Origin of the sequence: Dechloromonas sp. ZY10 (genome assembly GCF_041378895.1) — a bacterium.
GTDB classification, from domain to species: domain Bacteria; phylum Pseudomonadota; class Gammaproteobacteria; order Burkholderiales; family Rhodocyclaceae; genus Azonexus; species Azonexus aquae.
On sequence record NZ_CP144212.1, the window covers coordinates 809,964 to 833,410 of the forward strand.

19 protein-coding genes are annotated in these 23,447 nt (G+C 63.9%); 4 read left to right on the top strand and 15 right to left on the bottom strand.

What is annotated here, in order from left to right:
• Positions 1-15: 15 nt before the first annotated feature.
• The 5 genes from gmd to VX159_RS03725 are packed head-to-tail and all read right to left on the bottom strand — an operon-like array spanning position 16 to position 8,491.
• On the bottom strand, positions 16-990 hold the full coding sequence (gene gmd / locus VX159_RS03705) for a GDP-mannose 4,6-dehydratase (RefSeq protein ID WP_371324644.1): 975 nt from the start codon (positions 988-990) through the stop codon (positions 16-18).
• Positions 980-1,894, bottom strand: a complete 915-nt coding sequence (locus VX159_RS03710; RefSeq protein WP_371324645.1) for a GDP-mannose 4,6-dehydratase — start codon at positions 1,892-1,894, stop codon at positions 980-982. Before VX159_RS03710 ends, gmd begins: the two co-directional genes overlap by 11 nt.
• Positions 1,891-6,480: an FkbM family methyltransferase gene (locus VX159_RS03715; RefSeq protein ID WP_371324646.1), complete on the bottom strand. Its 4,590-nt coding sequence runs from the start codon at positions 6,478-6,480 to the stop codon at positions 1,891-1,893. The genes VX159_RS03710 and VX159_RS03715 overlap by 4 nt, the downstream gene beginning before the upstream one ends.
• Positions 6,477-7,700: an ABC transporter ATP-binding protein gene (locus tag VX159_RS03720; RefSeq protein WP_371324647.1), complete on the bottom strand. Its 1,224-nt coding sequence runs from the start codon at positions 7,698-7,700 to the stop codon at positions 6,477-6,479. The genes VX159_RS03715 and VX159_RS03720 overlap by 4 nt, the downstream gene beginning before the upstream one ends.
• Positions 7,700-8,491: an ABC transporter permease gene (locus VX159_RS03725; protein ID WP_371324648.1), complete on the bottom strand. Its 792-nt coding sequence runs from the start codon at positions 8,489-8,491 to the stop codon at positions 7,700-7,702. Before VX159_RS03725 ends, VX159_RS03720 begins: the two co-directional genes overlap by 1 nt.
• A 313-nt stretch (positions 8,492-8,804) precedes the next feature.
• On the opposite strand from VX159_RS03725, the gene alaS reads away from it, so the two are divergent.
• Positions 8,805-11,426, top strand: coding sequence for an alanine--tRNA ligase (gene alaS, locus VX159_RS03730; RefSeq protein ID WP_371324649.1), 2,622 nt, complete (start codon positions 8,805-8,807; stop codon positions 11,424-11,426).
• A 116-nt stretch (positions 11,427-11,542) separates the two neighbouring features.
• Here alaS and VX159_RS03735 read toward each other — a convergent pair whose 3' ends face one another.
• The 8 genes from VX159_RS03735 to VX159_RS03770 all read right to left on the bottom strand — a co-directional run bounded on the left by VX159_RS03735 (position 11,543) and on the right by VX159_RS03770 (position 18,271).
• Entirely contained in the window at positions 11,543-11,836 is a 294-nt protein-coding gene (locus VX159_RS03735) for a hypothetical protein (protein WP_371324650.1), read from the bottom strand.
• A gap of 91 nt (positions 11,837-11,927) precedes the next feature.
• Positions 11,928-13,169, bottom strand: coding sequence for an EAL and HDOD domain-containing protein (locus VX159_RS03740; RefSeq protein WP_371324651.1), 1,242 nt, complete (start codon positions 13,167-13,169; stop codon positions 11,928-11,930).
• A gap of 69 nt (positions 13,170-13,238) precedes the next feature.
• Positions 13,239-14,627 carry a phosphomannomutase/phosphoglucomutase gene (locus VX159_RS03745; protein ID WP_371324652.1) on the bottom strand — a complete coding sequence of 463 codons (1,389 nt, stop codon included), beginning with the start codon at positions 14,625-14,627 and terminating at the stop codon, positions 13,239-13,241.
• A 12-nt stretch (positions 14,628-14,639) separates the two neighbouring features.
• On the bottom strand, positions 14,640-15,614 hold the full coding sequence (locus VX159_RS03750; RefSeq protein ID WP_371324653.1) for a YheT family hydrolase: 975 nt from the start codon (positions 15,612-15,614) through the stop codon (positions 14,640-14,642).
• Positions 15,611-16,039 carry a nuclear transport factor 2 family protein gene (locus tag VX159_RS03755; protein WP_371324654.1) on the bottom strand — a complete coding sequence of 143 codons (429 nt, stop codon included), beginning with the start codon at positions 16,037-16,039 and terminating at the stop codon, positions 15,611-15,613. Before VX159_RS03755 ends, VX159_RS03750 begins: the two co-directional genes overlap by 4 nt.
• On the bottom strand, positions 16,036-17,055 hold the full coding sequence (gene waaF / locus VX159_RS03760; RefSeq protein ID WP_371324655.1) for a lipopolysaccharide heptosyltransferase II: 1,020 nt from the start codon (positions 17,053-17,055) through the stop codon (positions 16,036-16,038). Before waaF ends, VX159_RS03755 begins: the two co-directional genes overlap by 4 nt.
• Before the next feature lie 83 nt (positions 17,056-17,138).
• A complete protein-coding gene (locus tag VX159_RS03765) occupies positions 17,139-17,327 on the bottom strand; it encodes a zinc-finger domain-containing protein (RefSeq protein ID WP_371324656.1) in 189 nt (62 codons plus the stop codon).
• A gap of 23 nt (positions 17,328-17,350) precedes the next feature.
• The gene (locus VX159_RS03770) at positions 17,351-18,271 is read right to left on the bottom strand and encodes a branched-chain amino acid transaminase (RefSeq protein ID WP_371324657.1); all 921 of its coding nucleotides are present in this window, start codon (positions 18,269-18,271) and stop codon (positions 17,351-17,353) included.
• A 112-nt stretch (positions 18,272-18,383) separates the two neighbouring features.
• Between VX159_RS03770 and VX159_RS03775 the strand changes: the two genes are divergently transcribed.
• From VX159_RS03775 to mnmA, 3 genes are read left to right on the top strand one after another with little or no spacing between them, the layout of a single operon-like run.
• On the top strand, positions 18,384-18,830 hold the full coding sequence (locus VX159_RS03775; protein WP_371324658.1) for an NUDIX hydrolase: 447 nt from the start codon (positions 18,384-18,386) through the stop codon (positions 18,828-18,830).
• Positions 18,830-19,387 (top strand): hypothetical protein, encoded by a 558-nt coding sequence (locus VX159_RS03780; RefSeq protein ID WP_371324659.1) that lies wholly within the window; start codon positions 18,830-18,832, stop codon positions 19,385-19,387. The genes VX159_RS03775 and VX159_RS03780 overlap by 1 nt, the downstream gene beginning before the upstream one ends.
• A 13-nt stretch (positions 19,388-19,400) precedes the next feature.
• A complete protein-coding gene (gene mnmA, locus VX159_RS03785) occupies positions 19,401-20,501 on the top strand; it encodes a tRNA 2-thiouridine(34) synthase MnmA (RefSeq protein ID WP_371324660.1) in 1,101 nt (366 codons plus the stop codon).
• A gap of 74 nt (positions 20,502-20,575) precedes the next feature.
• Here the strand turns inward: mnmA and VX159_RS03790 are convergent, their stop codons facing one another.
• Positions 20,576-22,576 carry a methyl-accepting chemotaxis protein gene (locus tag VX159_RS03790; protein WP_371324661.1) on the bottom strand — a complete coding sequence of 667 codons (2,001 nt, stop codon included), beginning with the start codon at positions 22,574-22,576 and terminating at the stop codon, positions 20,576-20,578.
• Between the two features lie 187 nt (positions 22,577-22,763).
• Positions 22,764-23,372 (bottom strand): glutathione S-transferase, encoded by a 609-nt coding sequence (locus tag VX159_RS03795; RefSeq protein ID WP_371324662.1) that lies wholly within the window; start codon positions 23,370-23,372, stop codon positions 22,764-22,766.
• Between the last annotated feature and the right edge of the window lie 75 nt (positions 23,373-23,447).

A 23,447-nucleotide genomic window follows, 5' to 3' on the forward strand; every position in this document is an offset into this window, starting at 1 on the left:
CTGGGGGCGTCTCCGTTATTCCTTGGCGACGCGGGCGAGGTCGGCGTCGACCATCATCGTGATCAGGGTTTCGAGGTCGGTCTTCGCCTTCCAGCCAAGCTTGGCTTCGGCCTTGCCGGGGTTGCCGAGGAGGACGTCGACTTCGGCCGGACGGTAGAAGCGCGGATCGATCACGACATGGTCTTCATGGTTGAGACCAACGTGGGCGAAAGCGATGCGGCACATGTCGCGCACCGTCGTGGTGGTGCCGGTGGCGACCACGTAATCGTCCGGCGTGTCTTGTTGCAGCATCAGCCACATCGCTTCGACGTAATCGCCGGCAAAGCCCCAGTCGCGTTTGGCATCGATGTTGCCGAGGCGCAGTTCCTTGGCTTTGCCAAGCTTGATCCGGGCGACCGCGTCGGTCACCTTGCGGGTGACGAACTCGATCCCGCGCAGCGGCGATTCATGGTTGAACAGGATGCCGCTGGAGGCGTGCAGGTTGAAGCTCTCGCGGTAGTTGACCGTCATCCAGTGGGCGTAGAGCTTGGCGGCGCCGTAGGGGCTGCGCGGATAGAAGGGGGTGGTTTCGCTCTGCACCGTTTCCTGGATCAGGCCGAACATCTCGCTGGTCGAGGCCTGGTAGAAGCGGGCTTGCGGATTGACGATGCGCACCGCTTCGAGCATGTGGGTCGCACCCAGGCCGGTGACCTGGCCGGTCAGCGCCGGCTGTTCCCAGGAGGTGCCGACGAAGCTCTGGGCGGCGAGGTTATAGACCTCCACGGCCTGCGATTTTTGCATGGCACGGATGGCCGAGCCCTGGTCGCACAGATCGCCGTCGATCAGTTGCACCTGATCGAGTACGTCGAGGTAGCGCAGGCGCCACAGGGTGTCGGTCGAGCGACGGGCATGCAGACCGAAAACCTGGTAGCCCTTGTCGACCAGCAGGCGGGCAAGGTAGGCGCCGTCCTGGCCGGTAATGCCGGTAATGAGTGCGTTTTTAGAGGCCAATTTGTTTCTCCCAGTAAGCGTAAAGATGATTCAGTGTGTCGTCGAAAGGGATCGCGGGCTGCCAGCCGGTCGCCGTGTGCAGTTTACGCTGGTCGCCGCAAACCCGGGGCTGGTCGGCAGGGCGGAAGCGGGTCGGATCGGTGACGATTTCGGCTTGCGTGCCGGACAGCGCCAGCAGGCGCTCGACGACCGAACGGATGCTGCGTTCGGTGCCCGAACAGACGTTATAGATTTCGCCGTTTTGCCCTTTTTCAAGCAGTAGACCGTAGGCGGCAACAACATCAGCGACATCGGTGAAGTCGCGGCTGACGTCGATATTGCCGGTGACCAGCTGCGGTGGCCGCTGGCCGTGGCGGATCTCGGCGATCTGGCGGGCGAAGTCGGAGATCGCGAAAGCCGGCGACTGGCCGGCGCCGATGTGGTTGAACGGCCGCGCCATGACGATTTCAAAGGGGCCGGTCTGGCTCCATTGGTAGCACAGCGCTTCTGCCGCGACCTTGCTGACGGCGTACGGGTTGCGCGGGCGGGGCGGGCGATTTTCGGACAAGGGCAGGTCGGCGGCTTCGACCAGGCCATAGACGTCGCCAGTGCCGACGAACAGCAGCCGCCCGCCAAAGCCGCTGGCCTGCAGGGCTTCGAGCAGGCGCAGGGTGCCGGTGAAGTTCACGTCGAAGGTCGCCGCCGGGTCGCGGAAAGACTCCGGGACGAAACTCTGCGCGGCCAGGTGGATCACCCGTTCCGGTTGGATCTCCCGCAGGCAGGCGGTCAGGGCGGCGGTGTCACGGATGTCGATGTTGGGGCGATGGGCCGACAGGCCGACGCTGCCAGGCAGCAGGCGCAGGGCGTGCTGGCCGACGAAGCCGGCATCGCCGGTGATCAGGGTGCGGGGCTGGGGATGGTTCACGCCAGGTCCTCCTCGATGATTTCTTTCAGGGCTGCGGTGCTTTGCTGCCAGGTCAGCCAGCGCAGGCCGGCCGACGACGGGGCATCACCGCCGGCGTGGAGTTCGAGCCAGCGGCGCAGCGCGCGGTCGAGATCGGCCGGCCGGTTGCCGGAGAAATAGTAAGCGTGCGTTCCGGCAATTTCGCGGAAGACCGGAATGTCGCGGGCGAGGATCGGCAAGCCGTGCTGGGCGGCTTCGATCAAGGGCAGGCCAAAGCCTTCGGTGAGCGACGCAGCAATCAGGCAATCGGCGCTGGCGTAGATTTCCTCAAGGAATTCGTCGCTGATGCCGGCCAGCCAGAACAGGCGGCGGTTCAGTTCCGGGTGTGTGCGCAAGCGTTCGGCAAAGGCTTCCATCATCCAGCCTTCCTTGCCGACCAATACCAGGCGCGCTTCGCTGCCGTCGCGCCACAGTGCTTCGCAGGCGTCCAGCGTCTGCTCCTGGCCCTTGCGTGGTTCGATCGTGCCGACGCTGAGAAAGACCGGGGCACCGGCCAGCGCGGCCAGGGTCGCGTCGGCGTCATCCGGGCGGCCCCGGGTCGGCAGCGAGTTGTCGATGTCGGCGCCAAGATGGAAGTGGCGGACATCGGGGTGCGGCAGCGGCGCGTTGTTTTCGCCGAGCCAGCGGCGCACGTCGTCGGCAACCGCCGCTGAAATGCAGAGCAGGCCATCGGCCTGGCGGGCCAGCGAGTGCAGCCATTGGGAAAAAGCGTCGCGGATGCCGTCGACCGTGAATTGCGGGTGACGCAGCGGGATGATGTCGTAGACGACGAAGAAAATCCGGGCGCCGGCCAGGCGGAAGTCGCGCAACCAGCGTTCGCCTTCGGGGAACAGGTGGGCGCCGAGATCGAGACCGAGGAAGAGGTCGCCGGCCTGAACCACGATTTCCTGCCCCTCGGGGATGGCCAGCGCCGGCGTGCCGGCCGGTGCGTAACGCTGGGTGTGGCGCCATGGGGCGCCTTTCTCGGCAAAGACCGGGCAAATTTCGTAGCCGGCCGGCGGTGCTGCGAACAACTCGTTGAGCACGCTGCGCACCACGCGCTGGATGCCGGTACGGGCATCGCGGCAGTAAAGTTCGGAAATGTCGACAAACAGCCGGCGTGCTGGCTCGGGCAGGGTGCTGCTGCGGGCCTCGCTGGCTGCATCCAGTTGGCGCTGGCGGCGCAGTCCGTCGAGCATGGCGACGAAACGGCCGGAAATTTTCCGCCAGTCGCGTTCGGCGAGCCAGGTGGCCTGCTGTTCGCGCAGGGCCACGGCCCGGGCCGGGTCGGCTTCAAGCTGGCTGATGGCGCTGACCATGTCGGCCACTGTGTGACCGGGCATGCGGTAGGTGCAATCGGCGACATCGTTGAAGATTTCTAGCGGTGAAACCAGCACCGGCTGCAATGCGGCAAGGCCGATGGTAACGGCACCGCTGGCGCTTTCGCGGGTGTCGCGGTAGGGGAAGGCGATGTAGTCGGCCAGCCCGAGGAGGTCCTGGCATTCGGCAATCGGCCGATAGTCGGAAATCCAGGTGCAGTCAGCTTCAACGCCGAGCTTGCGCGCCTGTTTCTGCCATTCGCGGAGGGTTTCCTCGCTGCGCCGGTCGAGAATCGAATTGAGCCCAAGCAGGTGAACCTTGCGCCCGGTGGCCTTGCTCAAGGGCTTGATCGCGGCGACCAGCGTGTCGCCCCCCTTGTGCGGCAGCGCAAAGCCGAAGGAGCCAATGACCAGGGCATCGTCGGCGATGCCGAGGTCGCTACGCCGTGCCCGGCGTTGTTCGGCCGGCAGCGGCTGGACAACGCCGTGGGCCAGCAGCACCACGTTGTCGCAGAGGCCAAGTGCCAGCAGGTGATTGAGGTCGTCTTCCTTGTGCACCACGATCCGGTTGATCTTGCGCAACGCGGCGAGCGAGCGCGAGGACAGGCGATGATCGGCGAGCAGCGGTTGCGTCGAGTGCAGTTCGAGGACGACGATGCAGCCACGTTCAGCCAGGTCGGCCAGCCGGCAGCAAACTGCCGAGGTGAGCGGGAAGAGGCTGGGCTGGTGCTGGACCAGCAGGGTGTCGGGGAGTTCGTCGCCAATCAGGTCGAGCGAGGAGCATACCGAAGCGCCGTCGCCGAGGCGCCAGGTCGGGGTATACACCTGTTGGCCGGCATCGCTTTCGGTCCGGCTGTCGCAATAGACGCGCAATTGCCAGTCGCCATCGAAGGGGAAGGCGGAAAGCAGGTTGCGGCTGTACTCGGCGATGCCGCAGCGGGTCTGCCATGGGCTGAGTAGCGCCAGCCGGCGGGTGGCGGGCAGCGCCGGGGCGCGGCGCAGCCACTCGCTGGCCTGGCGCACGGCGCTGGCGCATTCCTGCCAGCGATAGGCCGCGCGCACGTCGGCAATGCCCCGCGCCCGGCGGGCGGCGAGTTCGGTCGAGCCGCTTGCCACTTCCTGGTGCAGGCGCTGCATCTGCCGCGCCAGGTCCTTGGGGTTGGCGCTGACCCAGCAGGCGTCGCCGGCGCTGACGTGGCTTTGCGCGCGGGAAAACCGGAAGGGGGTGAGCAGGGCGTTGCTTTGCGTCGCGAAGTCGAGATGCGCCCCGTGGCCGGTCACTATCAGCGGCAGGCCGAGCGCCAGCGCTTCCGCCGCCGGCAGGTTGAAACCTTCACCCCGGGTCGGCAGAACCATTGCCTGGGCGCTGCGGTAGAGCGCGAGCATCCCGGCGGCGTCGAGCGGTGCCTCGTCGATCACCACCCGGGCCGGGTTTTCCTTGTCGCCCGACAGTTCGCGGAGTTGTTCGGCAATCCGGTTGTGCGGGTTGGGGAAGGTCTTGATGTACAACTCGACCGGGTCGTCGCCGGTGAAAGCGTCGAGATAGGCCCGCAGCAGGGTATCCGGACCCTTGCGTTCAAAGACCGAGGAAACGTGCAGGAAGCGGAAGCGTTCACCGGCAGCCGGCTGCAGTTCCCCCTGAGCGGGCACGTTCGGGCCGATCAGGTGGTCGATGCCCAGCGGCACGACGAACACCGGGATGCGGCAGCCGGAGTTGATCAGGGCGCGGCGAACGAAATCGGCGGCGACCAGAACGGCATCGAACTCCTGGTTGAGGCGGGCGATGGTCGTCGCGGGGACGCCGGTTTCTTCCCAGAAGAAGAAAATCAGCCGCTGCGAAGCCGGGGCCGGGTCGTTGATGATCGGGTAGTGATGCACGATCGACACTGCTTCGCGGCTGGCCAACTCGGCAACGCGTTCAACCTGGCGCAACAGGGTCGGCGCCTCTTCCGCCGGCAGGTCGGCCGGCGTGGCATAGGGCTCGCCGTGACAGGGCTGGAAAGCGGTCAGGCCGGGTTGGAGTTGCTCCAGTCCGAGCGCCAGGCCGCGATTGACGATGGCCAGGCTGTAGTGGCCTTCGATATGTCCGGTCAGCCGGATCGGCGGCAGGTTCTCGTTGCCGGCAGACGGTAGCCGGGCGGCCTGCGGCCAGTGCGGTTGCAAGGGCAGGGCGGCGGGGTTGGGGCGTGGCCAGTCGCCGTTACCGGCGTCGCCAAGGAACAAGGGGGGGGCGGCAGCGGTCGGGCCGGCAGTCTGGAGCAAGGGCTGCAGGCGGCCATGGATGCCCAGCGCGCGGGTCAGCAGGCCACCGGCCCGGCGCAGCAGCGGCAGGCGGGCGGCGATGCTGGTCAGTAGCGCGATGCTGGTCTTGCGGAAGTCGTGCTTGAAGGCGTGCGCCCGGGTGACGCCTTCCCGCAAGGGGGCGGTGAGGCGCCAGGAGGTGCTGTTGCGCATCGCGTCGATCTGCTGCTCGGCATCGTACAGGCGCTGGTTGAGCGCCTTCAGGTCTTCCTGCGCGAGTGCCAGCTGGGCGCCCAGGGTACGGCTGGTTTTTCGTTCTTCGAACAGGTCGACCGTGGTAAAGGCGTCGAAGACGTTGGGCGGGGCCGCGAAGTGCGGCGCCAGCTCGTCGGCCCGCTCTTCCGGGATGTAGTAGCGGTTGAGGCCGTCGAAATAGACGTAGCGGTAGCCGGCGGCGAGAATTTGCGGTTCCCAGCTGGCGTCGATCCGGTTCGAGTTGGGAATGGTTGCCTCGACCAGCAGCACCCAGGGACGGAAGCGGCGCAAGTCGATGCCAGCCAGGACCTGAGCCTCGAACCCCTCGACGTCGATTTTCAGGAAATGGATGTCGGCTGGTGCGTGTTCCGCGCAAATGTCGTCCAGCCGGCGTAGCGGCACCACGCTGCGGCTGGTTTGCAGGCCGGCGCCGGCGTGCATTTCGGCGACGGCCGCAGAAGCGGTGGCCAGGCCGCGAACCGGCGTGTCGAACAATTCGATTTCGCCGTTTTCGGCACCGACTGCGACTTGCAGATTGATGTCGCGCGGGCGCTCCTGTTCGAGTTGGCGAGCATGCTTGGCCAGCGGTTCGATGTTGATGCCCGACCAGCCGCGTTCGTAGAAGGCCTTGGTGACGGAATCCTCGCTTGGGTGGTTGGCGCCGACGTCGATGTAAAAGCCGCGTGCGACGTGGCCGAGCGCCCGCCACAACATCACGTCTTCGAAATTCTGCGAGTAGGAGATGAACATCATTGTTTCTCGATCGAAATCACCGGCTCATTCCACAGGCAGCCGGCAAAAGTGCAGCGGTCGACATTGATTACATTGAATACGGCCGCCAGGTCGCGCCATTCGTAATTGCTCGACAAATGGGTGTCGCGGTCGACCAGCGCGGTCTGGATCGAATAGCTGCCGACGCCGAAATTGGCGGGAAAGCGCAGCCGGAAGGTGTAGCGCTCGCCGGCCTGCGGCTGTTCGATGACCTGGCCGGTATGCCAGGTGTTGGTGCCATACAGAACCTGGCCGAGGCGGTCCTTGATGCCGTAACCAAGCACCAGGCTGGCGACCGGTTTGCGGATGGCGACCTCGATGCGCAGTTCGAGCGCTTCGCCAACCCGGACGACTTCCACTTTTTCGCCGTCGGCATTGTACAGGCCGACGCTTTCGACGCCGGCCTCGCCGGTGCCCGAGATGGTCTGGACGCGGCCGTCGGCAGTCTGCTGCTGGCTGACCTGGGCGTTTTCGCTGTCGGCGATCAGTGCATTGTAGTAATCCATGACCGCTTCCGGATCGCCTTCCAGCGCCACGCGGCCGCCGTTGAGCAGGATCGCCCGGTCGCAGATTGACTGGATCGCTGCCTTGTCGTGCGAAACGATCAGCAGCGTTGTGCCTTGCTCGCGGTATTGGCGAATCCGGTCAAAGCTCTTGTGCTGGAAGTAGGCATCGCCGACCGAGAGGGCCTCGTCGACAATCAGGACATCCGGGCGCTTGCAGGTGGCGATGGCGAAGGCCAGGCGCATCGACATGCCGCTGGAGTACACCCGCACCGGCATGTCGAGGTAGTCGCCGATTTCGGCAAAGGCTTCGATCTCCGGCATCAGTGCGCTGATTTCGGCAGCCGTCAGGCCGATCAGCTGGCCGGCCATGTAGGCATTCTGGCGGCCGGTGAAGTCGGGATGGAAGCCCATGCCCAGTTCGAGCAGGGCCGCAACCCGGCCGCTGACGCTGACGCTGCCGGTGGTCGGCTGGGTGGTGCCGGTGATCAGCTTGAGCAGGGTGCTCTTGCCGGCACCGTTGATGCCGATGATGCCGACTGCGTGACCGGGTTCGAGGGCGAAGGAGATGTCCTGCAGCACCCATTTCAGGGTATGGCGCGGACGGGCAAAGGGAATCACCCACTCGGCCAGCCGTTGCCAGCGCGAGGGATATTGCCGGTAGGCCTTGCCCAGGCCGGAAACCTTGATCGTACCCATCACAGTTCATCCACCATGTCGCCGGCGTGCTTTCTGAACAGCAGCACCGCGTAGAGGCAGAGCAGCAGGGCGATGGCGGCGGTCGGGGCAATTCGTTCCCAGTGCGGCCACTGGCCGCTGACCAGAATTCCCTGGTATGCCTCCATCAACGGCAGCAAGGGATTGAGGTGGAGCAGGCTGGCAGTCCATTCGGGGAGGACGCTGACCGGATAGACGATGGGGGTGAACCAGAACCAGAACTGGATCAGCACGCCGAACATCTGCCCGACATCGCGGAAAAAAACGTTGATCACGCCGAAAATTCCGCCCAATCCGGTTGCGAACATCACCTGGATCAGGAGTAGCGGCAGCAGCGCCAGCGCGGACCAGCCGGGGAAGGTGCCGGAGAGCAGCAGGAAGGCGAAAAACAGGCCGAGGATGATGGCGAAATTAACCCCGGCGCTGAGCACGACGATCAGCGGCAGGCAGAGGCGGGGAAAATTAAGTTTCTTGATCAAGTTGGCGTTGTCGACGAAGACCGCAACCATCCGGTGCATGATTTCGGCGAACAGGCCCCAGGTCAGGATGCCGGCGCAGAGATAGATCGAGTAGGCAAAATCGCCTTCCACCCCGGGCAGGCGCGAGCGCATCAGCTGCGAGAAGATCACCGTGTATACGATGATCATTGACAGGGGCTGAATCACCATCCAGGCAAACCCGAACAGCGAATTGCGATATTTGGCCTGGATCTCCCGCTTGACGCTGCTCAGGATAAAGCCACGAAACGCCCAGAGTGCGTTCAGCAAGCCCATGCGCGACTCCGGTGCTGGCTGGTACGGGGGGTGAGAGCGAAAAAGCGGCGGCTTGCCTTCATCTGGCGGGAAAGTTGGAGAAAACCCGCAATTGTAAGCGATATCAAGAGGATCAAGATTCTGTCATTTGTGTTATCAGACGGGAAGTTGTCGTTTAAGTGAAATTTGTTGTGTCTGCCCGTTGATTGTGGTCATGCCGGACTGGCGATGAGCCGCCGGGGGATGAGGCGTACTTTGCCGACGTTCTCGGCGTGCCGTTTCACGCTAAAATCAGTGGTTTCGATATTTCATCGCCCTTGAGGCTGCCCAGCTTATGAAAAGCTCTGAAATCCGCCAGAAATTCCTCGACTTCTTTGCCGCCAAGGGCCACCAGATCGTGGCTTCCTCGTCACTGGTGCCGCACGACGATCCGACGCTGCTGTTTACCAACGCCGGGATGAACCAGTTCAAGGACGTCTTCCTCGGGTTCGACAAGCGTCCCTACACCCGCGCCACTACCTCGCAGAAATGCGTGCGCGCCGGCGGCAAGCACAACGATCTGGAAAACGTCGGTTACACCGCGCGTCACCACACCTTCTTCGAAATGCTGGGCAATTTCAGCTTTGGCGACTATTTCAAGCGCGATGCGATCAAGTACGCCTGGGAACTGCTGACCGAAGTTTACAAGCTGCCCAAGGACCGCCTGATGGTTACGGTCTATGCCGAGGACGATGAGGCTTACGACATCTGGCACAAGGAAGTCGGCGTGCCGGCCGAGAAGATCGTGCGCATCGGCGACAATAAGGGCGCCCGTTACGCTTCCGACAATTTCTGGATGATGGGCGACACCGGCCCTTGCGGTCCGTGCACCGAAATTTTCTACGATCACGGCGACCATATCTGGGGCGGCCCTCCGGGATCGCCGGAAGAAGACGGCGACCGCTTCATCGAAATCTGGAACAACGTCTTCATGCAGTTCAACCGCGACGAGGCCGGGGTGATGCATCCGCTGCCCAAGCCCTCGGTCGATACTGGCATGGGTCTGGAGCGGATTTCCGCCGTGCTGCAGCACGTGCATGCCAACTACGAGATCGATCTCTTCCAGAAGCTGATCGCCGCCGCCGCGCGTGAAACCTCCGACGCCGACATGAACAGCCCGTCGCTGAAAGTGCTGGCCGACCACATCCGCGCCTGTTCCTTCCTGCTTGCCGATGGCGTGATTCCGGGTAACGAAGGCCGTGGCTATGTGCTGCGCCGCATCATCCGCCGCGCCATCCGCCATGGCTACAAGCTCGGCGCCCGCGCCGCCTTCTTCCACAAGATCGTGCCCGATCTGGTCGCCGAGATGGGCGAAGCCTATCCCGAACTGAAGGAAAATCAGGCCAAGATCGTTGCCACGCTGAAGCAGGAAGAAGACCGCTTCTTCGCGACCATCGAGAACGGCATGGAAATCCTCGAAGGCGAACTGGCGGCGATGGCCGCCAAGGGCGCCACCGTCTTCAACGGCGAGACCGCGTTCAAGCTGCACGATACTTACGGCTTCCCGCTCGACCTGACCGCCGACATCTGCCGCGAACGCAGCGTGACCGTTGATGGCGCCGCCTTCGACGCGGCGATGGCCCGCCAGAAGGAACAGGCGCGCGCTGCCGGCAAGTTCAAGATGGCCGCCAACCTCGAATACGCCGGCCAGGAAACCACTTTCCACGGCTACGAGTCGCTCGAAGCCAAGGGCAAGGTGCTGGCTTTGTACAAGGATGGCGCTGCCGTTAGCGAATTGCATGAAGGCGATCTCGGCGTGGTCGTGCTCGATCACACCCCGTTCTACGCCGAATCCGGCGGCCAGTGCGGCGACCGCGGTGAGCTCAAGGGTGGTGGCGGCATCTTCGCCGTCGAAGACACGCTGAAGATTCAGGCTGCCGTCTTCGGTCACCACGGTGTACTCAAGACCGGCAAGCTGGCGGTCGGCCAGGAAGTGGCCGCCCGGGTCGATGCCGTGGCCCGGGCCGCGACTGCCCGCAATCACTCGGTCACCCACCTGATGCACAAGGCCCTGCGCGAAGTGCTCGGCCACCACGTGCAGCAGAAAGGCTCGCAGGTCGATGACGGCAAGACCCGCTTCGACTTCGTCCACACCCAGCCGATGAGCGCCGAGGAAATCCGCGAAGTCGAGGAAATCGTCAATAACGAAATCCTCGCCAATGCCGCTACCGACAGCCGCGTGATGGGCATCGAGGATGCCCAGAAATCCGGCGCGATGATGCTCTTCGGCGAGAAGTATGGCGACGAAGTCCGTGTCGTGGCGATCGGCTCGTCCAAGGAACTTTGCGGTGGGACGCATATCGCCCGTACCGGCGACATCGGTCTGTTCAAGATCGTGTCCGAAGCTGGCGTCGCTGCCGGCGTGCGTCGGGTTGAGGCGATCACCGGGACCAATGCGTTGGCCTATGTGCAGGAACAGCAGACCCGGGTCAATGGGATTTCGGCCCTGCTCAAGACCCACCCCGATGAAATCGCCGAGCGCGTGGTCGGGATTCTCGACAATGTGCGCAACCTGGAAAAGGAACTCGCCCGCCTGAAGTCGAAGCTGGCCGCTTCCCAGGGCGACGACCTGGCCGCTCAGGCGGTGGAGGTGCAAGGAGCCAAGGTGCTGGTGGCAACGCTGGATGGCGCCGACGTGACCGCGCTGCGCGAAACCATGGACAAGCTCAAGGACAAGCTGAAGTCGGCGGCGATCGTGCTGGCCTCGGTCGCCGACGGCAAGGTGACGCTGATCGCCGGGGTGACCGCCGACCTGACCGCTAAGGTCAAGGCCGGCGAACTGGTCAATCTGGTAGCTCAGCAGGTTGGCGGCAAGGGCGGTGGGCGTCCCGACATGGCGCAAGCCGGCGGGACCCAGCCGGAAAACCTGCCGGCGGCGCTGGCGTCGGTGTCGGCCTGGGTGGCTGGCAAGCTGTAAGCGGCTGCAGGTCTCGCCCCGCCGGTCGGCGGGGCCTCAAGGCAAAAGGCTTTTTCACGGTCGACGACCGGAAAAAGCCTTTTTTAATTCAGGGCCGTGCAGCAGCGGCCAAGGGTTCAGGGCTGGCGGGGCAGATATTCCTGCGCGCCCGGTTCGCGGATGCATTCGCCGTCGATGATCTGGCCAGCGGCGGTGGTTTCACCGCTGTGGCCGGGGCCGGCGGTCTGGGCTGCGGCCAGGGCATCTTGCAGCTGGCGGCGCATCTGGCGGGTTTTCCACCAGAACCAGCCGCCGGCGGCGACGGCAAAAAGCAGCACGAAGGGCAGGGCGACGACCGAAACGGTAAGCAGCGCGAGCAGGATGATCAGGCTGAGAAGCGGCGCAATGAGTTTGGTCAGGGCTTGCGGCATGGGAGTCGGAAAGCAAAAGGTGAGGGCCCGATTGTGCCTGAGTCCGGGCCGCTGCGTGTACGTCTGTGGTCAGCAATTGTGACCGTTGGTTTTACAGCCCTTGTTCGCGGATGATGTCACCGGCCCATTGCAGGGCGCTGGTCTGGGCGCGGCTGAGGGTGGCCGGGCAGAGGCCGGGCAGCTTGGACAGCCACTCCGCCTGGACCGGGAAATCCTCGAATTCGCAGCTTTCGGCCAGGCGCAGCAGATTGCCGAGCAGGCCGCTGCCGCCGCACAGCGCATCGCGGACGCTGGCGGTGAGTGGCAGGGGGGCGACAATTTCCTCAATCGGCTGGCCAATCACCGCCGGCATCAGTGACATGATCCCGGTCATGAAGGCATCGTCGCTGAGCCCGTGGCCGCCGCCAGGAATTTCGTTGGCCAGGATTTCCATCAGCCGGCCGCGGGTGGCGGCCAGCAGCAGTAGCGGATTGCCGACGCCGTGGCTGTCACTGGCGGTGAACATCAGCAGTTGCAGCCAGCGCTGCAGCTGGCGTCGGCCGAGAATGGTGATCGCGTGGCGCAGCGAGGTGACGCGGAAGCTGAGTCCGGCACCGACCGAATTGGTCATCTTGAGCAGGTTGACCGTGAGTCCCGGCTCGGGCTTGAGCACAGCTTCAAGATCGCCGTTGTCGGCATCGTTGAGCAGCAGGGTCATCAGTCGCATCAGCGTGACCTGGTTGTGCGACAGCTTCTTGCCGGCAATGATCGTCGGCTTGGCAAAGTAGTAGCCCTGGAACAGGGTGAAGCCGAGTTCGCGGCAGAGCTCCATCTGCTCGCGGGTATCGACCTTTTCGGCGAGCAGGCGCTTGCCGAGTGGCCGCAGGCGGCTGCACAGGTCGCGTAGTTGCGGTTCGGAGAGCGGCGGCAGGTCGACCTTGATCACTTCGATCAGCTGCATCAGTTCGGCCGGGCAGTCGCTATCGACCACGTCGTCGAGCGCCAGCGCAAAGCCGGCGGCATGCAAGGCCTGGCAGCGTTCGATCACCGCCGGGGTGTGCGGCACGGTTTCGAGGATTTCGAGCACCACGTTCTCGTGCGGTAACAGCTCCAGCATGTCGCTGAACAGGAATTTCTCATCAACGTTGATGAAGCCCCGGCAACTGCCCAGCGCGCCGGCGACGCCCAGTTCGGTGAAAGCATTGGCAATGACGGTTGCGGTGGCCATTTCGCCGTCGGCGAAACTCGCAGCATTGCCCTCGCCATTGCGGAACAGCAACTCGTAAGCGACGATTTTCTGGTGTTCATCCAGAATCGGCTGGCGTCCGAGGTAAAGGTTTGCCGCGTTGCTCACGAAATGTTCTCCCAACTAGAAAATGCACGGCTCCGGATGGTTCCGGAGCCGCGAGCGTCTGTCCGTTGCTCAGAAAGGCAGGGTGATCCCGGGCCAGACGGCGGTCAGTGCGGCGCGGAACGCATTCTGGATGCGCGCCAGTGCCTCCGCATTGTCCGCCTCGAACCGCAAGACCACGACCGGCGTGGTGTTCGAGGGGCGGGCCAGGCCAAAACCGTCGGCATATTCTACGCGCAAACCATCAATGGTGATGACTTCGCTGGCCCCGGCAAATTCGGCTTCGGCCTTGAGCTTGTCGATCAGCGCGAAGGGCTCGCCTTCAGCCATCTTGATGTTGATTTCCGGGGTCGACGGCGAATTCGGCAGGCTTTTCAGGACCGGATTGGCATCGGCGGCACGGGCTAGGATTTCGAGCAGGCGGGCGCCGGTGTACAAGCCGTCGTCGAAGCCGTACCAGCGTTCCTTGAAGAAGGTGTGGCCGGACATTTCCCCGGCCAGCGGGGCGCCGGTTTCCTTGAGCTTGGCCTTGACCAGGGCGTGGCCGGTGTTCCACATCAGCGGCTGGCCGCCGTGCTGGCGGATCCAGTCGGCGAGGAGCCGGGTGCATTTGACGTCGTAAATGATTGTGCCGCCGGGGACGCGGGAGAGCACGTCGGCGGCGAACAGCATCAGCTGGCGGTCGGGGTAGATGATTTCGCCATCTTTGGTGACGACGCCGAGGCGGTCGCCGTCGCCGTCGAAGGCGATGCCGATTTCAGCGTCGGTTTCGCGCAGGCAGCGGATCACGTCGGCCAGGTTTTCCGGCTTCGACGGGTCCGGGTGGTGGTTGGGGAAGTTGCCATCGACTTCGCAGTAGAGCGGCACGACCTCGCAGCCCAGGCGAGCGAACAGTTCCGGAGCGACCGCGCCGGCGACGCCGTTGCCGCAGTCCATGACGATCTTCAGCGGCCGGGCGAGCTTGATGTCGCCGACGATCTTGTCGATGTAGGCGGTCTTGACCTCGGCGCTGCGGCGCTGCCCCTGGCCCTGCTTGAGGTCGCCGGCTTCAATCCGCCGCTTGAGTTGCTGGATCGCATCGAGGGCCAGCGTGGTACCGCCGATCACCATCTTCAGGCCGTTGTAGTCGGGCGGATTGTGGCTGCCGGTGACCGAGACACAGGAGTGGCAGCCGAGTTCGTAGGCCGCGAAGTAGGTGAGCGGGGTCGGCACGCAGCCGATGTCGATGGCGTCGATCCCGGCGGCGCAGATGCCGTCCATCAGTGCGCCGGCCAGTTCCGAGCCGGAGAGGCGGCCATCGCGGCCGACGGCAATCGCGCTTTGCCCCTGTTCGGCGGCGAGCGAGCCCAGTGCCTGGCCGATCTGGCGAACCACATCGGCGGTCAGGGATTTATCGACGATGCCGCGAATGTCGTAGGCCTTGAAAATTTCGGCGGGCAGGGAGGATGCAGTCTGGCTCATGAGGGGCTCGTTCTATGACGTTTCGTGAAGAAAGAAGTGTAAGAGTCTTTGCGGCAGCCAGTCCAGGCGACCGGGAAAACTGCCGCCGACGAAACCGACGTGACCGCCGCTGGCCGGTTGTTCGAGGCGGACCAGCGGACTGACCTCGGCGGCGGTGGGCAGCGCGTCGGCTGGCAAAAACGGGTCGTTTTTCGGGTTGACCGTGAGTGTCGGCACAGCGATCTGGCGCAGCCAGGGTTTGGCCGAGCTTTGTTGCCAGTAATCGTCGGCCCCGGAAAATCCGTGTACCGGCCCAGTGACCGCATCGTCGAACTGCCACAGGGTGGTGGCGCGCAGCATCCGCTGGCGGTCGAAGAGATCCGGGAAGTGCTGCAGGCGGCGGGCGGAAGTCTGCTTCAGGGTGTGCAGGAAGTGGCGGGTGTAAATCCGGTTGAAGCCGCAGGCCAGCGCGTGCCCGCAGGCGGCGAGGTCGAGCGGTGGGCAGAAGGCGACTACCCCGGTGACTCGTGCCGGGGCAGCGGGACCTTGCTCGCCAGCCCATTTGAGCAGGGCGTTGCCACCGAGCGAGACGCCGGCGGCGTGTACTGGACGATTAGCGTTCAAGGTTTGCAGGCGGCGCAGGATCCAGTCGATTTCAGCCGAGTCGCCCGAGTGGTAGGCGCGCGGGCGCTGGTTGAGTTCGCCCGAGCAGCCACGAAAATGCGGCAGAGCCAGGCGCCAGCCTTGTTGCCGGCAGGCGCGGGCGGTGGCGATGGCGTAATGGCTGCGCGAACTGCCTTCCAGTCCGTGAAACAGCACCAGCAGCGGTGCGTCGCGCGGGCCGTCGAGCCAGTCTACATCGATGAAGTCGCCATCCGGGGTCGGCCAGCGTTCGCGCCGCAAGGGCAGTGGGCGCGGTTTGATCAGCAGCGGCCACAGTGTCTGGCTGTGGCCGTCCGGCAGCCAGCGCGGCGCCCGGTAGGCAGGGAACGATAACGCGGGTTTCAATGCAGGGTGTGTGGCCGGGCCTCGGCCATCGCCTGATGCGCGTCGTCGGCGGCCGAGGCGTGGCGGCAGATCAGGTGCCAGCCGTCGGCGCTACGGGCGAAGACATGGGTGACATAGAGCGGGCCGTGCGGGGTCGGGTCGTCGCCGACATAAAGACGTTCGGTCAGGTGATGGATGGCGAGGACGCCGCTTTGCCAGCGGTTGTGCGCTTCCCGCTCGATGCGAATCCGGGCGCTGGCGAAAATTGCCCGCCAACTGTCGCCGATCGCCGGGTTGCCTTCGATGCGCACGCCGGTCGGATGAACGCAGACGGTTTCGTCGTCGTTCGACCAGCAGAGCAGCAGCCGGTCGGCATCGCTGTCGGCAATCGCTTCGTAGAAGGCTTGCTCGGCCTCGTCGGGGGTGGCGTAGTGCAGGCGGGTCACGGTGCGCTACTCTGCAGGCGGTTGCGGCAGGCGGCATGGACCTGTTCCGGCGTCAGCTGGCGCAGGCAGTCGAGATGGCCCTGCGGGCATTCGCGCTTGAAGCAGGGGCTGCAATCGAGATGCAGGCTGAGAACCTCCGCGCGCGGGGTCAACGGCGGCGTGAAGCCTGGCGACGAAGAGCCGTAGAGCGCGACCAGCGGCCGGTTCAGCGCGGCGGCAACGTGCATCAGGCCGGAGTCGTTGCAGACCACCAGCTCGGCCAGCGCCAGCAGGTCGATCGCCTGGGCCAGCGTGGTGGCGCCGCACAGGTTGCGACAGAGGCCGGGGGCCAGGTGCTCGATTTGATCGGCAATGCTGTGGTCTTTGGGGGAGCCGAACAGCCAGATGGCGAAGCCGTCGGCCGCCAGGCGGCGGGCCAGTTCGGCAAAGTGCTCGGCCGGCCAGCGCTTGGCCGGGCCGTACTCGGCGCCGGGGCAAAAGGCGGCGATCCGCTGCGGGCGCTCGATGCCCAGTTGCTGCAGGGTATTTTGCTGTTCAACCACGGTCGACCGTAGTTGCGGGGCGGAAACCGGGCGCGGCAGCGCGGCGCCCGGCGCCTCGGCGAGTTGCGCGAAGCGTTCGACCATCAGCGGCAAGGCCTGCTTGTCGAGGTGGTGACGGCGGTTGAGCAGACCGTAGCGGGCTTCGCCGGTGAAGCCGACGCGCAACGGGATGCCGGCAAAGGCCGGGATCAGTGCCGATTTGAGGGAGTTGGGCAGGACATAGGCGGCGTCATAGCCGCCTGCGGCCAGCCGGCGCCCGAGTTGCCAGCGCTCGGCAAGGCGGAGCGCGCCGTGGCCGAAAGGGTTGTCGATGACGTTGGCGATGTCGCCCATGCGCTGCAGCACCGGGGCGACCCACTGGGGCGCCAGGGCGTCCAGGGTCAGGCCGGGGTGCAGGGCGTGCAGCCGCGCAAACAGCGGCTGCGCCATGATCGTGTCGCCAATCCAGGAGGGGGCGACGATGAGGGCTTTCATCGGGAATGCGGATTCAGGAGCAAGGATTCAGAATCGAGGGGGGCGTCCGCGCGATCCTGCGCGCTTGATCCTTGATCCTGCAATCAATGCCCGCCCTTCGGCTTTTCGCCGGTAAACACGTACTTGGTGCCGCAGTACGGACAGACGGTCTCGCCGGTGTGCAGCACGTCGAGGAAGACGCGCGGGTGCTGGCACCAGAGCGGGTCGTTCGGGCGCGGGCAGTGTAGCGGCAGGTCGTGGGCAGTGACTTCGACAGTGCGTTGCTCGGACATGGTTAGCTCCCTGATTCTGGTGATTAGACGTAGGCCAGCCAGCTGTCGTGCTCGGCCGAGCGGCCGTAGACGACGTCGAAGTACTTGGCCTGGATCTGGGCGGTGACCGGACCGCGACGGCCGATGCCGATCTGGCGGCCGTCGAGTTCGCGGATCGGGGTGACTTCGGCGGCGGTGCCGGTGAAGAAGGCTTCGTCGGCGGCGTACACTTCGTCACGGGTGATGCGCTTTTCCAGCACCTGCAGGCCGAGTTCGTCGGCCAGTTGTAGCACGGTGGCGCGGGTGATGCCTTCCAGGCAGGAGGTGAGGTCCGGGGTATACAGCTTGTTTTTCTTGACGATGAACAGGTTCTCGCCAGCGCCTTCGGCGACGTAGCCTTCCGGGTCGAGCAGCATGGCTTCGTCGTAGCCGTCGTTGGTTGCCTCGTTGTTGGCCAGGATCGAGTTGATGTAGTGGCCGCAAGCCTTGGCGCGCACCATCGAGATATTGACGTGGTGACGGGTGAAGCTGGAGGTCTTGACGCGGATGCCGCGCTCCATGCCTTCCTCGCCGAGGTAGGCACCCCACGGCCAGGCGGCGATGGCGATGTGCACTTTCGCGCCCTTCGGCGAGACGCCGAGCTTCTCCGAGCCGTAGAAAGCGATCGGGCGGATATAGCCGGATTCGAGCTTGTTGGCGCGGATCACTTCCTTGTGCGCCTCGTTGATCGTTTCCTTGTCGAACGGCATCTGCATCTGGAAGATGTGGGCCGAGTTGAACAGGCGGTCGGTGTGGTCTTCCAGGCGGAAAATCGCCGTGCCACGCTCGGTTTTGTAGGCGCGCAGGCCCTCGAAAACGCCCATGCCGTAGTGCAGGGAGTGGGTGAGGACATGGGTGGTGGCTTCGCGCCAGGGCACGAGTTTGCCATCCTGCCAAATGAATCCGTCGCGATCCGACATGGACATGGTCGATTCTCCGAAAAGCTCACATGAAAGGGCGGCATTTTAGCTGATTTTCCCGCCGTTTTTTAGCCGCGTCCGCCGGTAAAATAGCGTCTTTGCTTTACGGAATGCCCCGATGATCTGGAAACCCAATGTGACCGTTGCCGCCGTCGTCGAACGGGATGGCAAATTCCTGCTGGTCGAAGAGGAGACCGATGCCGGTTTGGCCTTCAATCAGCCGGCCGGCCACCTGGAAGAAGGTGAGAACCTGATCGACGCGGTGGTTCGCGAGGCGCTTGAAGAAACCGCATGGCACTTCCGGCCGACCCACCTGGTCGGCATCTACAACTGGAAACACCCGGCCAAGGATGTGACTTACCTGCGCTTCGCCTTCGGCGGCGAACTGCTGCAGCATGAGCCGCAGCGGCAACTCGACGCCGGGATCGTGGCTGCTCGTTGGCTGACGCTGGATGAGGTGAGGGCGACGCAGGCTCGGCATCGCAGCCCGCTGATCCTGCGTTGCATTGAGGATGCGCTGGCCGGGCGTCGCTACCCACTCGATCTGTTGGTGCATTACGGCTGATGCGCAGGTGGCCGCTGCTCCTGCTGCTGGCCTTGTCGGCCGGGGTCTCGGCCGAGGAATGGGTGCCGGTGTGCCATGGTTACGGCTGCGTGGCGCAGGATGAGGTGGTGTTTTCGTCGTTGCGGTTGCGGCTGCTCGCCGGGCGCCTGGCGCAGGCGCGGGATGCGGCTGGCGAGCGGGAAATATTAGCCGCAGTGGTGGGGGACCTGTATCGCTGGGCCGGTGAACAGTCCGAGATTCGCAACGACCGTGGCGGCAATTTTGCCGATGGCAGTATGCCCGGGCGGATGGATTGCCTGGATCACTCGACGACGACCACGCGCTTCCTGCAGTTGCTGATGCGGCGCGGAGCCTTGCGTTACCACCGGGTGCTGCCTCCGGTCAGCCGGGCCTGGCTGGGCCTGGTGGAAAATCATTGGGCTGCGCAGATCGAAGTGCTGGCGGCGGTGGGCGGCGAGGAGCGCTATGTGGTCGATAGCTGGTTTGTGGATAATGGAGAGCCGGCGGTGATTTTGCCGCTGGAGGAATGGAAGAAAGGGGCTGGTCCCGATGTCTGAAGCGGACAACAAAATGGGTAAAAAAGGAACGGTGGTGGTGGGCTTGTCGGGCGGCGTCGATTCGTCGGTCGCGGCCTTGCTGTTGAAGCGCCAGGGCTGGAACGTCGTCGGCCTGTTCATGAAGAACTGGGAGGACGACGATACCGAGGAGTATTGCTCGTCGCGCCAGGATCTGATCGACGTGATGAGCGTTGCCGACCGGATCGGGATCGACGTCGAGGTGGTCAATTTTGCTGCCGAGTATCGCGAGCGGGTGTTCGCCGAATTCCTGCGCGAATACCAGGCCGGGCGGACGCCGAATCCGGACATCCTGTGCAATTCGGAGATCAAGTTCAAGGCCTTCCTCGATCATGCGCTGAAGATGGGGGCCGACAAGATCGCCACCGGCCATTACGCCGGCGTGCGCGAGTTTAACGGTGAGTTCCAGTTGCTCAAGGCCGAGGACGGGACCAAGGACCAGAGCTACTTCCTCTATCGCCTTAACCAGGCTCAACTGGCGAAAACGCTGTTTCCGCTGGCCGATCTCTACAAACGCGAGGTGCGCAAGATCGCCGAAGCCGAGGGCTTGCACGTTGCCGCCAAGAAGGATTCGACCGGCATCTGCTTCATCGGCGAGCGGCCGTTCAAGGATTTTCTCGCCCGCTATCTGCCGCCGAAAAAAGGCGAAATCCGCCGCCTTGACGACGGCAAGCCGATGGGCGAGCACGACGGTCTGATGTATCACACCATTGGTCAGCGCAAGGGTTTGCATATCGGCGGAGTCAAGGAGAAGGGGCGCCCCGGTGGCGGCGATCACGATGCCTGGTTCGTGGCTGGCAAGGACATGGAAAAAAATGTCCTTTACGTGGTTCAGGGGCACGATCATCCGGCGCTGCAGCGCTCGGCCCTGGTTGCCGAGCAATTGAGCTGGGTGGCCGGGTGCGATCCGCATCCCCACTGGGTGTACACCGCCAAACCGCGTTACCGGACTGCCGATCAGCCGTGCGAAATCGAGCGGATCGGCGGTGGCGAGTGTGAGATTCACTTTGCCGAGCCGCAATGGGCGCTGACTCCGGGGCAGTCGGTGGTGGTTTACGAAAGCCGGGTCTGTCTTGGCGGCGGCGTGATCCGTTAAGCCCGGCGGCTGCCGGCGGTACAAAAAAGCACCAGATTCACGGTCGACCGTGAATCTGGTGCTTTTTTACTGGCTTAAATCCGGAAGCGTCCGACGTTGGCGTGCAGGCGGCCGGCCAGTTCCTGCAACTTGTCGGCGGCCGATGCCGTATTCTGCGCCTCGGTACTGTTTTGCTCGACCTTGCCGGCAATCTGCTCGACGCCGTTGGCTACGGTGTGACTGGCGGTGCTCTGTTCGCGGATTGCATCGTTGATCCCGGCAACTGCCCGGCTGACTGTCTCGGCGCCGGCGTGCATGGCCTGAATCGACTCGGTGGCGGTGGCCGCCAGTTCGACTCCCTGGCCGACCTCGGCCACGCCCTGATTCATTTTGCTGACGGCGGCACGGGTGCCGCTCTGGATGGCGCCGATCAGTTCGGTGATTTCATGGGTGGAATGCGCGGTACGCTCCGCCAGCTTGCGCACTTCGTCAGCGACGACCGCAAAACCGCGCCCTTGCTCGCCGGCGCGAGCTGCTTCGATGGCTGCGTTGAGGGCGAGCAGGTTGGTCTGGTCGGCAATTTCGCGGATAGTCCCGGCAATGCTTGAAATCGACTCCGAATGGGTTCCCAGGGTTTCGACCGTGGTGGCGGTTTCACGCACGGTGTCAGCGATTCTGGCCATCGCGGCTACCGCGTTGTCGATGATGCCGGTGCTTTCCCTGGCCTTGGCCACCGAATCGTGGGCAATCTGTTCGGCTTGCCCGGCATTGTCGGCAATCAACATGATGCTGGTACTCATTTGCTCGACCGATGCCGCCATGCTGGTGATCGCATCGCTTTGTTCGTGCGAACTGCTGGCGACATCGCCGGCCGAGGTCTTGAGTTGTTCGGTGTTGGCGGCGACCTGGTCGGCAGCCTCGCGGATTTGTTGCAGCAGCCGCCGCAGTTCTTCCTGCATCGCGGCAAAGGCCCGCAGCAGGCGGCCGATTTCGTCGTTGCTGCGGCTGTCGATACGGTTGGTGAAGTCGCCGGCGGCGATGCCGTTGGCGATGCGGACGACCGCATCGAGTGGCTGTGCAATCCAGCGCCTTACCGTCCACCACAGGGTGCCGACGATGAGCAGGATGAGCAGCCCGGTGCTGCCGAGCAACAGATACATTGCCTCCTTGCTCTCGGCGTTGAATTCTTCAAGATAACTGCCTGAGGCGATGATCCAGTTCCACTCCGGGTAGTGGTTGAAAATCACGATTTTTTCGCGAGCCTGGGCTTCGTCGGGGTTTTGCCACCAGTAATGGATGATTCCGTCCTTTCTGGCCAGCATTTCCTTGACGAATTCCTCGCCGCGTGCCCCTTTCATGTCGAGCAGCGATTTGCCCTCGATTTTCGGGTGCATGGTCAGCAGCCCCTTGTCCTTGCCGGCATCGAAGGCATAAGGGTAGCCGGTGGCGCCAACCTTTACCGAGAGGACTTTCTTGCGCAGTTCGGCCAGCCCCGCCGAAAAATCGATGCCGGTGAAAAAGGCGCCAATGACCTCGCCCTGGCCGTCCTTGATCGGCTGGTAATGCGTCATCACGTCGCGGCCGAGCATGCGCGCCTTGCCGGTATAGGTTTCGCCCTTGAGCAGGCGGGCCACCGCCGGGTGTTCGCGGCCCAGCGGGATGCCCGAGGCGCGCTGCCCCTTGTCGTCCTTGATCGAGGTTGCGGTCCGTTCAAAATCTTCGCCGCGCCGGGTCAGGACAGTTGCATAGGCACCGGTGAGCTGGGTGAAACGGTCGGGGATCGCGGTCTGCTCGAAGCCGATCAACTGCTGGCCGTGGAGCAACTGGCCGCTGTCGTTACGGCTGAAGGCTTCCGGGTAGTGGCTGGCGAAAACCCGGTTGAGACGGCTGATTTCTCCCTTGAGCGCCTGGTTGTAGGCGTCAATCATGTCGACGATTTGCTGATTCGCCGTCTGCAACGCGGTATTGGCGCGGGCTTCCAGTTTTGTGCTGAGGTAATGTGAGAGACCGGCAGCCGCGCTGCCAAGCAGCAGGGCGATGCCGGTGGCCATGACCAGGATGAGCCTGGTCGCGACCGATGTCGGACGATCGGACATGTTTCTCCTCCGGGATTTATGAATGGTTAATTGATTTTATTGAATGTAAATCCGCGAATTGTGCCCAGCGTCCTGGTTTTGCGTTTTGATCTAACGCAAATGAGTATGACAAAGACGGTTTGCGCGGATAAGCCAAGAGGCGCCGTAGCGCCTCTTGAAAGTGGTCCGCCCAGGGGGGGGGGCTGCGTCAGTCGTGCGGCAGGGTTTCGGCGAATGACGGGCGCTGCTGCAGTTTGCCGGCCAGGCGCTCGAGGTTGGGGTAGAGGGTCGGCCAGTCGATTGCGGGGAAGCGGAAGGCCAGATAGCCAAGTGCCGTGCCGGCCGCGATGTCGGCCATCGAAATATGGTTGCCCATGCAGTAGGCCTTGTCGCCGAGATGCTCGCTCATGAAGGCCAGGCTGCGGTCGATTTTGTCCTGCTGGCGCTGGATCCAGTCGCCGCTTTGCTGGTGGGCCGGGCGCTTGCGTTCGACCACGATGCTGGCGGCAGCTTCGCAGATACCGTCGGCCAAGGCTTCCCAGCGCTTGACCTCGGTCCGTTCACGGTTGGGGGCGGGAAACAGCTTGTTGTTGGGCGAAAGGTTGTCGATGTATTCGACGATTACCCGGGAGTCGAACAGCGGCGTGCCGTCGTCCAGCAACAGCACCGGAATTTTGCCCAGCGGGTTGCTGTCGGGTACTTTGCTTTCGGCCAGCCACGGCGAATCGATTTCGAACTCGACGTCGATCTTTTTTTCGGCCAGGACAATGCGGACCTTGCGGACAAAAGGACTGGTGTGGGAGCCGATCAGCTTCATCGCATGCTCGTGGATTGAAGAATGGCGATTATAGCGTATAGCGCACGGGATCAAGCGGCAGGTAAAATTGAGGTC

Bases quoted from the DNA above. Each gene is read 5' to 3' on its own strand.
- VX159_RS03745 (WP_371324652.1), bottom strand. From the start codon at position 14,627: ATGAGCCAGACTGCATCCTCCCTGCCCGCCGAAATTTTCAAGGCCTAC.
- waaF (WP_371324655.1), bottom strand. From the start codon at position 17,055: ATGAAAGCCCTCATCGTCGCCCCCTCCTGGATTGGCGACACGATCATG.
- mnmA (WP_371324660.1), top strand. From the start codon at position 19,401: ATGGGTAAAAAAGGAACGGTGGTGGTGGGCTTGTCGGGCGGCGTCGAT.
- VX159_RS03795 (WP_371324662.1), bottom strand. From the start codon at position 23,372: ATGAAGCTGATCGGCTCCCACACCAGTCCTTTTGTCCGCAAGGTCCGC.
- VX159_RS03715 (WP_371324646.1), bottom strand. From the start codon at position 6,480: ATGATGTTCATCTCCTACTCGCAGAATTTCGAAGACGTGATGTTGTGG.
- VX159_RS03735 (WP_371324650.1), bottom strand. From the start codon at position 11,836: ATGCCGCAAGCCCTGACCAAACTCATTGCGCCGCTTCTCAGCCTGATC.
- VX159_RS03720 (WP_371324647.1), bottom strand. From the start codon at position 7,700: ATGGGTACGATCAAGGTTTCCGGCCTGGGCAAGGCCTACCGGCAATAT.
- VX159_RS03780 (WP_371324659.1), top strand. From the start codon at position 18,830: ATGCGCAGGTGGCCGCTGCTCCTGCTGCTGGCCTTGTCGGCCGGGGTC.
- VX159_RS03765 (WP_371324656.1), bottom strand. From the start codon at position 17,327: ATGTCCGAGCAACGCACTGTCGAAGTCACTGCCCACGACCTGCCGCTA.
- VX159_RS03725 (WP_371324648.1), bottom strand. From the start codon at position 8,491: ATGGGCTTGCTGAACGCACTCTGGGCGTTTCGTGGCTTTATCCTGAGC.
- VX159_RS03775 (WP_371324658.1), top strand. From the start codon at position 18,384: ATGATCTGGAAACCCAATGTGACCGTTGCCGCCGTCGTCGAACGGGAT.
- VX159_RS03770 (WP_371324657.1), bottom strand. From the start codon at position 18,271: ATGTCCATGTCGGATCGCGACGGATTCATTTGGCAGGATGGCAAACTC.
- VX159_RS03790 (WP_371324661.1), bottom strand. From the start codon at position 22,576: ATGTCCGATCGTCCGACATCGGTCGCGACCAGGCTCATCCTGGTCATG.
- alaS (WP_371324649.1), top strand. From the start codon at position 8,805: ATGAAAAGCTCTGAAATCCGCCAGAAATTCCTCGACTTCTTTGCCGCC.